The sequence below is a fragment of the Vibrio sp. Vb2131 genome (assembly GCF_033338535.1).
GTDB lineage: Bacteria > Pseudomonadota > Gammaproteobacteria > Enterobacterales > Vibrionaceae > Vibrio > Vibrio alginolyticus.
On record NZ_JAWOSW010000017.1, the window covers coordinates 110,914 to 120,032 of the forward strand.

4 protein-coding genes and 1 riboswitch are annotated in these 9,119 nt (G+C 44.0%); of the genes, 2 read left to right on the top strand and 2 right to left on the bottom strand.

From position 1 onward, the window contains the following. Window positions 1-36: 36 nt before the first annotated feature. On the bottom strand, window positions 37-1,158 hold the full coding sequence (locus tag R7E38_RS17780; protein WP_226084012.1) for a pyridoxal-phosphate-dependent aminotransferase family protein: 1,122 nt from the start codon (window positions 1,156-1,158) through the stop codon (window positions 37-39). Between the two features lie 220 nt (window positions 1,159-1,378). Next, window positions 1,379-1,557, top strand: a riboswitch (Lysine riboswitch). Between the two features lie 101 nt (window positions 1,558-1,658). Here R7E38_RS17780 and lysC point away from each other — a divergent pair. After that, complete coding sequence (gene lysC / locus R7E38_RS17785; RefSeq protein ID WP_017821324.1) at window positions 1,659-3,011, top strand: lysine-sensitive aspartokinase 3; 1,353 nt, start codon at window positions 1,659-1,661, stop codon at window positions 3,009-3,011. 86 nt (window positions 3,012-3,097) lie between these two features. Here lysC and metH read toward each other — a convergent pair whose 3' ends face one another. Continuing rightward, complete coding sequence (gene metH, locus R7E38_RS17790) at window positions 3,098-6,778, bottom strand: methionine synthase (protein ID WP_149191727.1); 3,681 nt, start codon at window positions 6,776-6,778, stop codon at window positions 3,098-3,100. A 191-nt stretch (window positions 6,779-6,969) separates the two neighbouring features. On the opposite strand from metH, the gene R7E38_RS17795 reads away from it, so the two are divergent. After that, entirely contained in the window at window positions 6,970-8,301 is a 1,332-nt protein-coding gene (locus R7E38_RS17795; RefSeq protein ID WP_064354335.1) for a cation:proton antiporter, read from the top strand. Window positions 8,302-9,119: the final 818 nt, after the last annotated feature.

The following is a 9,119-nucleotide window of genomic DNA, read 5'->3' on the forward strand; positions in this document are numbered from 1 at the left end:
GACCTTCGCTTTTCTTTATCTCATTGCTGTATGATTTTATTCAGTGAGTGACTCTTCTAACGCTTTTAAGCACAGCGCAACGTTTTCAGATCGAGCGCCGTAACCCATTAAGCCAATACGCCACGCTTTACCAGCTAATGCCCCAAGGCCTGCACCAATTTCTAGGTTATAGGTTTCTAGCAAGTGAGCACGAACTTTTGCTTCATCAACTCCTTCAGGCACGTAAATCGCATTTAATTGTGGCAACCGATGGGCTTCGTCCACAACAAATTCAAAGCCTAACTTTTGTAAGCCATTTTTGAGTTTTTCATGCATCAGTTGGTGACGAGCCCAAGCGTTTTCTAATCCTTCATTTTTCAGTATCAATAAAGCTTCATGAAGCGCATACAAGCTATTAACTGGCGCCGTATGATGGTAACTACGCTTGCCTTCTCCACTCCAATACCCCAAAACTAAACTCTGATCGAGGAACCAACTCTGTACTGGTGTTGTTCTTGCTTGAATCTTTTCAAACGCGGCAGGAGAAAACGTCACTGGTGAGAGCCCAGGTACACATGACAAACATTTTTGACTACCAGAGTAAACCGCATCCAGTTGCCATTCATCCACTTTTAACGGCACACCACCAAGCGATGTCACCGCATCAACAATAGATAATGCATTATGCTGTTTCGCCAGCTTACCCAATGCTTGAGCATCACTGACTGCACCAGTTGAGGTTTCCGCATGCACAAAAGCAAGAATTTTTGTATCTGGGTGCTGTTCGAGTGCTTGCTCGACTTTATCAATGGAAACAGGCGTCCCCCATTCATCATCGACGATAACAACTTCGCCACCAGCACGGACGACATTTTCGCGCATGCGTTCACCAAATACACCGTTACGGCAGACGATCACTTTGTCGCCTTTCTCGATCAAGTTTACAAAGCAGGTTTCCATCCCTGCGCTACCAGGCGCTGAAACCGCAATAGTGAACTCATTGTCAGTTTGAAAGGCATACTTCAATAGCTGCTTGAGCTCATCCATCATACCGATAAACAGAGGATCAAGGTGACCTACCGTAGGACGGCTTAGTGCTTGTAACACTTGAGGATAAATATCAGAAGGACCAGGTCCCATTAAAATACGGTGAGGCGGAATAAAGCTTTGGATCGACATGTCAGCTCCTTGATTATCTTTTATCCTGAGCATTCTAAAAGTTCTATTCAATAACATGGCTCAGGTGTAGGGTTCTTCACCCTAATAGATTTTTCCTCTATCAGCAATTAGCCGTAAGTATGGAGGTCAAACCAGTGTCACAAAATCGTTAATAAAAAACACCATAAAGGTTGAAATATTGATTGACATTAAGGCCTCAAAACCGTTCAATGTTTGAGCTTTATGTAGAAGAGGAGCGCTACCCAGGTAGATGATTTGTGGAACCGCAATTCCAACACCAATCATTGAGGGGGAGTAGTGCCGAGGTAAGTCAAAGTTGCAGGATTTGACTTGTCGGTTGAATTGGGCTGAATCCCATCAACTGTCATCAGCGCAGTCTGATGAAGGGCTTCTGAGGGTAAATTTTTCAAATAGCATTCTAAATACCTCTCTTTTTGCTCTGTTCCTTTTCTCACTAAACATTGGATGTACAATTTTTTAGGAAGTCGTGGGAGAACGCAGTGAGCGCATTTAACGTAGCTAAATTCGGTGGAACCAGTGTTGCCAACTTTGAGGCAATGAGTCGTTGCGCCACCATTATCGAAAACAATCCAAATACTCGCCTGGTCGTGAGCAGCGCTTGCTCTGGCGTCACCAACCTATTGGTAGAACTCGCCAACGGTGTTCAGGATCAAACGCACCGTACTGAGCTGCTGCAAAATCTGGCCAACATTCATGACGCCATTTTAACTCAGCTCGAAGACAGCACGAAAACTGCTGCCGAGGTGTATGGCATATTAGATACCGTAACCAGCCTGGCCGAGGCTGCATCTATCCAAGCTAGTGCGAAGTTAACCGATCATTTAGTCGCATGTGGCGAACTCATGTCGACGCATATTCTAACTCAGTTAATGTGTGAGCGAGGCATTCAAGCTGTGCGCTTTGATATCCGCGATGTGCTGCGTACTGATGACAACTTTGGTCGCGCAGAGCCAAACATTGAAGCAATTTCGACGCTTGCGCAAGATAAACTCGTACCACTTTGCCAACAATCCGTTGTTGTTACTCAAGGCTTCATAGGATCTGACGAAGCCGGTAATACAACAACACTAGGTCGAGGAGGCAGCGATTACAGCGCCGCCTTAATTGCTGAGAGCGTCAAAGCGGCAGGGTTAGAAATCTGGACTGATGTTCCGGGCATCTACACAACAGACCCGCGAATTGCGCCAAAAGCCTCACCAATTCCTGAGATCAGCTTTAGTGAAGCTTCAGAAATGGCTAACTTTGGCGCTAAAATCCTTCACCCTTCTACGCTAGTACCTGCATTGCGCCACGACATTCCGGTATTTGTGGGGTCATCGAAAGAGCCTGAAAAAGGGGGAACTTGGATTCGCCACCAAGTCGAAAGCTCACCGTTATTCCGTGCGCTAGCTTTGCGTTGTAACCAAACCATGGTAACGCTACGCAGCGCCAATATGTTCCACGCATACGGTTTCTTAGCAAAGGTCTTTGAGATCCTTGCAAAGCATAAGATCTCTGTCGATTTGATCACGACATCTGAAATCAGTGTATCGTTAACACTTGATCAAACTGATACATCTGGCGGAGCACCACAGCTGCCGCAAGCTGCACGAGAAGAGTTAGAAGAGTTATGTAAGGTAGAAGTTGAACATGACCTATGCCTCGTTGCTCTCATTGGTAACAACATGAGTGAGAGTAAAGGCTACGCGAAACAGGTTTTTGGCACGCTAGAAGATTTTAACCTACGCATGATTTGTTATGGCGCTAGCCCTCACAACTTATGCTTCTTGCTCCATGAATCGGTATCGAAACAAGCCATACAAAAACTCCACACGGAGTTGTTTGAGAAGTAAGTTCAACTCAATAAAACAAAGGGCTGCGTATCTGCAGCCCTTTGTTGTTTCATTAGTTGTTATATTTGGACGAGGTAAACATCAATTTAACCATTAATGTTTGGCCCTAACCATTTTTCAGCCTCGATCCTATCCCACCCCTTACGATCGGCGTAACTCTCTAGCTGATCTTCTTGGATCTGTGCGATCGCAAAGTAACGTGAGTCAGGATGAGAGAAGTACCAACCAGATACTGACGCACCCGGATACATTGCATAGCTGGAGGTTAGAGTCATGCCAATATTCTCTTCCACATTAAGTAGCTCCCAAAGCGGTCCTTTTTCAGTATGCTCAGGGCACGCTGGATAACCTGGTGCAGGGCGAATACCTTGGTATTTTTCACGAATGAGATCATCGTTAGATAAATCTTCATCCGCAGCATAACCCCAAATTTCTTTACGGACACGCTCATGCAAATACTCAGCAAACGCTTCGGCTAGGCGATCCGCCACCGCTTGAATCATAATTGCGTTGTAATCATCTCCCTGTGCTTTGTATTCATCAGCAAGCTCTCGTTCACCAATACCACCAGTGACAGCAAATGCCCCTATCCAATCATGTTTACCCGACTCTTTAGGTGCGATGTAGTCGGATAAACAATAGTTGAATCCTTTTGGTTTCTCGGTCTGTTGTCGCAAGTTACGTAATACTTTCACAACGTCGGTACGAGTTTCATCAGCATAAACTTCAATGTCGTCCCCCACGCTCGCAGCAGGGAATAAGCCACACATTCCACGCGCTTTTAACAGGCCTTCTCGCTCAACTCGATCAAGTAACTCGTTGGCATCTTCGAATAAACGTTTTGCTTCTTCACCAACTTCTTCATGTTGGAAAATTGTTGGATACTTACCCACAAGTGACCAAGTCATAAAGAATGGTGTCCAATCGATGTATTGACGTAATATAGCCACATCAAAATCATCGAAGATATGAATGCCAGGCTTAACAGGCACTGGAGGAGTATAAGCTTCCCAATCGATCGCAACTTTATTCGCTCGAGCCGCTTCTAATGTCACTGGTTTGGTTCTCGGTTTCTTTCGATTATGTTGATCACGTACTCGTTCGTAATCAGCTTGAAGTTTTTCAACAAATTCAGGGCGACGTTCATCTGACAGAAGAGAAGTACATACGCCCACTGCACGTGAGGCGTTGTTCACGTAAACCACTGGATGCTTGTAATTTTGCTCAATCTTAACTGCTGTATGGGCTTTTGACGTTGTTGCGCCACCGATGAGAAGAGGTAAGTTAAAGTCGAGACGCTCCATCTCTTTTGCAACATGCACCATTTCGTCTAATGAAGGCGTGATCAACCCTGATAAACCAATAATATCGACGTTTTCTTCTTGCGCTACTTTTAAGATCTTTTCGCAAGGAACCATGACACCAAGATCGATAATTTCGTAGTTATTGCACTGCAATACAACGCCAACGATATTTTTCCCGATATCATGTACATCACCTTTGACCGTCGCTAGCAAAATCTTACCGTTTGTTTGACCCACCTGCTTTTCTGCATTGATGTAGGGCTCCAGATGCGCGACTGCTTGCTTCATCACTCGTGCAGATTTTACGACCTGAGGAAGGAACATTTTACCTTCACCAAACAAGTCTCCGACGACGTTCATCCCATCCATTAGTGGGCCTTCAATCACCTCTAATGGCTTTGAAGCGTTGACACGAGCCTCTTCGGTATCATCAACGATGAACTCAGTTATTCCTTTCACTAACGCGTGCTCTAAGCGCTTTTCAACAGGCCAAGTTCTCCACTCAAGTGCAGAGGCATCCTCCTCTTTACCTACCCCTTTGCCTGCATATTCCGCCGCGATATCTAACAATCTCTCAGTGGCGTCATCACGACGGTTAAGAACGACATCTTCCACAGCCTCACGCAATTTTTCAGGCACGTTATCGTAGATTTCTAACTGACCCGCATTCACAATCCCCATATCCATACCATTTTTAAAACAGTGGTAGAGGAACACCGCGTGAATCGCTTCACGTACATAGTTATTGCCACGGAAAGAGAATGAGACGTTAGAAACACCACCCGAGATCATCGCATGTGGTAAATCACGTTTGATATCGCCAACGGCTTCAATGAAATCCACCGCGTAGTTATTATGCTCCTCGATCCCCGTAGCAATGGCAAAAATGTTTGGGTCAAAAATGATGTCTTCTGGTGGAAAGCCCACTTCATCAACAAGAATTCGGTAAGCGTTGGTACAAATTTCTACTTTGCGCTCACGTGTATCTGCTTGCCCAATCTCATCAAACGCCATCACAATCACAGCCGCACCGTAACGGCGGATCAACTTAGCTTGTTCAACGAATTTCTCTTTGCCTTCTTTGAGAGAGATCGAGTTAACAATGCCTTTGCCTTGGATGCACTTAAGACCGGCTTCAATAACCTCCCACTTGGAAGAGTCAACCATGATTGGTACTTTTGAGATTTCAGGTTCTGACGCACAAAGGTTTAAAAAGCGAACCATACAAGCTTGTGCATCCAACATGCCTTCATCCATGTTGATATCGATAATTTGAGCGCCATTTTCAACTTGTTGACGAGCCACATCGAGCGCTTCATCGTACAGCTCTTCTTTAATTAAGCGCTTAAAACGCGCAGAACCGGTTACATTCGTACGCTCACCGACATTGATAAATAAAGAGTCTTTATCAATAGCGAGTGGCTCTAGGCCAGACAAGCGACAAGCAACAGGAAGTTCAGGTAATTGACGAGGGGCGATATTTTCAACCGCGAGTGCCATTTGGCGAATGTGCTCAGGAGTTGTACCACAACACCCACCAATCAAGTTTAAAAAGCCACTTTGAGCCCACTCTTTAACATGCTTAGCCATATCTTCTGGCGACAAATCGTATTCGCCGAATGCATTCGGAAGCCCAGCATTTGGGTGAGCGGAAACAAAAGATTCTGATATACGAGAGAGCTCTTCAACATAAGGACGCAGCTCATCTGGACCAAGTGCACAGTTCAAACCAAACGAAATCGGTTTAACATGACGTAATGAGTTGTAAAACGCTTCTGTGGTTTGACCGGATAATGTCCGACCGGAAGCATCAGTAATAGTCCCCGAGATCATCACAGGTAACTCAATACTCATCTCTTCAAACACACTTTCAACAGCAAATGAACAAGCCTTAGCGTTAAGCGTATCGAAGATGGTCTCGATAAGAATAAGGTCTGAACCACCTTTAATAAGCGCTCGAGTCGATTCAGAGTAAGCCTCAACTAACTCGTCGAAAGAAACATTTCGATATCCGGGGTCATTTACATCAGGAGAAATAGAACAAGTTCGGTTTGTCGGCCCTAAAACCCCTGCGACATAACGTGGTTTATCGGGTGTTTTTGCGGTCCATTCGTCTGCAACTTCACGTGCAAGCTTGGCAGCTGCAAAGTTAATTTCTTCACTTAGGCTTTCCATCTCGTAGTCAGCCATTGCGATAGTTGTTGCGTTAAAAGTATTGGTCTCAAGAATATCTGCACCCGCTTCTAAATATGCAGCGTGAATTTCCTTGATAAGTTGAGGCTGACTTAGAACCAACAGGTCGTTGTTACCTTTTAGATCACAATGCCAATCCGCAAAGCGCGTTCCTCGATAGTCTTGCTCTTCAAGTTTGTACCCTTGAATCATGGTTCCCATACCACCATCAATCAAAAGAATACGTTGCTTCAATTGAGCTTCAATCTGTTGTATTACGTTACTTCCCACAGTACAGCCTCATTCCTTTAGTTATCTTTCCATCCTATCACACAAACTTCAGGAGTCTAGACGTCTAAACGTAGAATTAATGATTATTTTATATCCTTCTTAACTTGCAAAATAATCACGAAAAAATGTTTGCTATTTAAGCAGCATCAGCCGAGAATTCCATTCATAAAATGTTACAAATAGAGAGCTCTATGTCGGTCTATCATACTTTATGTTTTCTATCCGCAGCTGCGATGCTAATTGCTTTTGTAAACAGCAAGATAGGAAAGATGCAAACCACCATTGCGATTACCGCAGGTTCAATGGTGCTTTCACTTCTAATCTTAATTGCGGGTCAAAACAACTGGTTCCATCTCACCGAAATTGCAACGGAGACGGTCACAAGGATTAACTTCGAAGATTTCTTGCTCAAAGGCATTCTTGGCTTCTTACTATTTGCTGGTGGACTAGGCATCAAACTCCCGAACCTTAAAGATCAAAAGTGGGAGATCACTGTTTTAGCCCTTGGAGCTACACTGTTTTCTACGTTCTTTATTGGATTTGCGCTGTATGGGTTTTGTCAGTTAATTGGCATCCAATTTGATTTGGTCTACTGCTTACTATTTGGTGCTCTAATATCGCCAACTGACCCAATCGCTGTATTGGCTATTGTGAAAAAACTCGATGCTCCTAAACGTATCTCCACTCAGATTGAAGGAGAATCGCTCTTCAATGATGGCTTCGGTTTGGTTATCTTCGTCACTCTATTTACGATTGCATTTGGCACTGAGGCACCAACTGTAGGTAGTGTCACCTTACTCTTCATCCAAGAAGCTATCGGTGGTATCACATATGGTTTCGTCCTCGGTTTGCTATTCCACTACTTGATCAGTGCCACCGATGATCACTCAATGGAATTGTTACTTACCATTGGTGTCCCAACAGCAGGTTACGCATTTGCTGAATACATCCATGTATCAGGCCCACTCGCAATGGTTGTATCCGGTATTATGATTGGCAACTGGACACGCTTTATTGGCTTTTCAAAAGAGAGTGAAGATCACCTTGACCATTTTTGGGAGCTTGTTGATGAGTTCTTGAATGGCGTGTTATTCCTACTGATCGGCATGTCGATGCTGCTGTTTGAATTCCACAAAGAAGACTGGATCATGATGGCTATTTCAGTCCCTCTTGTACTAGCAGCTCGCTATTTAAGCGTATTTCTCTCGTACATTGGCTTTAAGCGTTACAGAAAATATAACCCGTGGTCAGTACGTATTTTGACGTGGGGCGGCTTACGCGGGGGCCTTGCATTGGCAATGGCACTTTCCATTCCATCTGGTATTTGGGTGATTCAAGATAAGTTAATCGATGTAAAAGAGATTATTCTTGTAATGACCTACTCCGTCGTTGTTTTCTCTATCCTCATTCAAGGCTCAACAATCACTCCAATGATTGAAAAAGCAAAAGCAGAAGAGAAGAAGATGGAAGAGAACAACCAAGCAATAACCACTCCGGAACATACGGAGACAGTGGACTCTTAAAGACACGTAACTTAATAAATAAAAAGCAGCTACCTAGCTGCTTTTTTCATAACTAATTTTCAGACTCCCCTTCAAGGACGAAGGCTCCTTATTCTTTGATATACCATCAAATATACGAAGAATCGCTACGCTACATTTTCATAGATACTAACTATTGCTGATAGATGTATTCATAGACGAGCCTTTTAATTTACCCATTTTCATCTGTATCACTTCTCTTACCTTGGCAATATAGGCTCCTCGCAAACATCAAAGCTAAACTTCCACAATACTTAGCAATGAGCGAGTTTGTATTTTTATGAGAAAGAGGCATTTAGGGTAATTGCGTTCAGAACCCAAACAGGTTAGCAACCTCACCAAGATAAAACTGAGCTAGCATTCAGGTAGATCAAAGCCTTAACAGAAATGTAGCCCCCCTCCCTCTTTATCTCAGTGAGACTAAACTTGTATTCAAAGTCGTCCTGTTTTCAAATTAGAAACAAGCGACACTTCAAACAATTAAACTCTGTCACATAACTAGATTTTCTAATATCGAATAAAAGGAGCTTTGGTTAGAGCTTGGTATCGGAATAAGGCTAAGACTAAGGCACAGAGTTACATGCTAGCTCGTTCACGACGATATTAAAACCATGTGAAGAGGGTAGTGTAACTCTCGATGCAAGGTTTCAATACGAAAGTGGGTTTAAGGTAAGTCGGGGAACCAAAACGAAAAAAGCCCCAGTCTTTCGACTGGGGCTTAATATAAGTGGCGGAGTGGACGGGACTCGAACCCGCGACCCCCGGCGTGACAGGCCGGTATTCTAACCAACTGAACTACC

Excerpts from the sequence above, each read along its gene's own strand:
- R7E38_RS17780 (WP_226084012.1), bottom strand. The coding sequence starts at position 1,158 with ATGTCGATCCAAAGCTTTATTCCGCCTCACCGTATTTTAATGGGACCT.
- R7E38_RS17795 (WP_064354335.1), top strand. The coding sequence starts at position 6,970 with ATGTCGGTCTATCATACTTTATGTTTTCTATCCGCAGCTGCGATGCTA.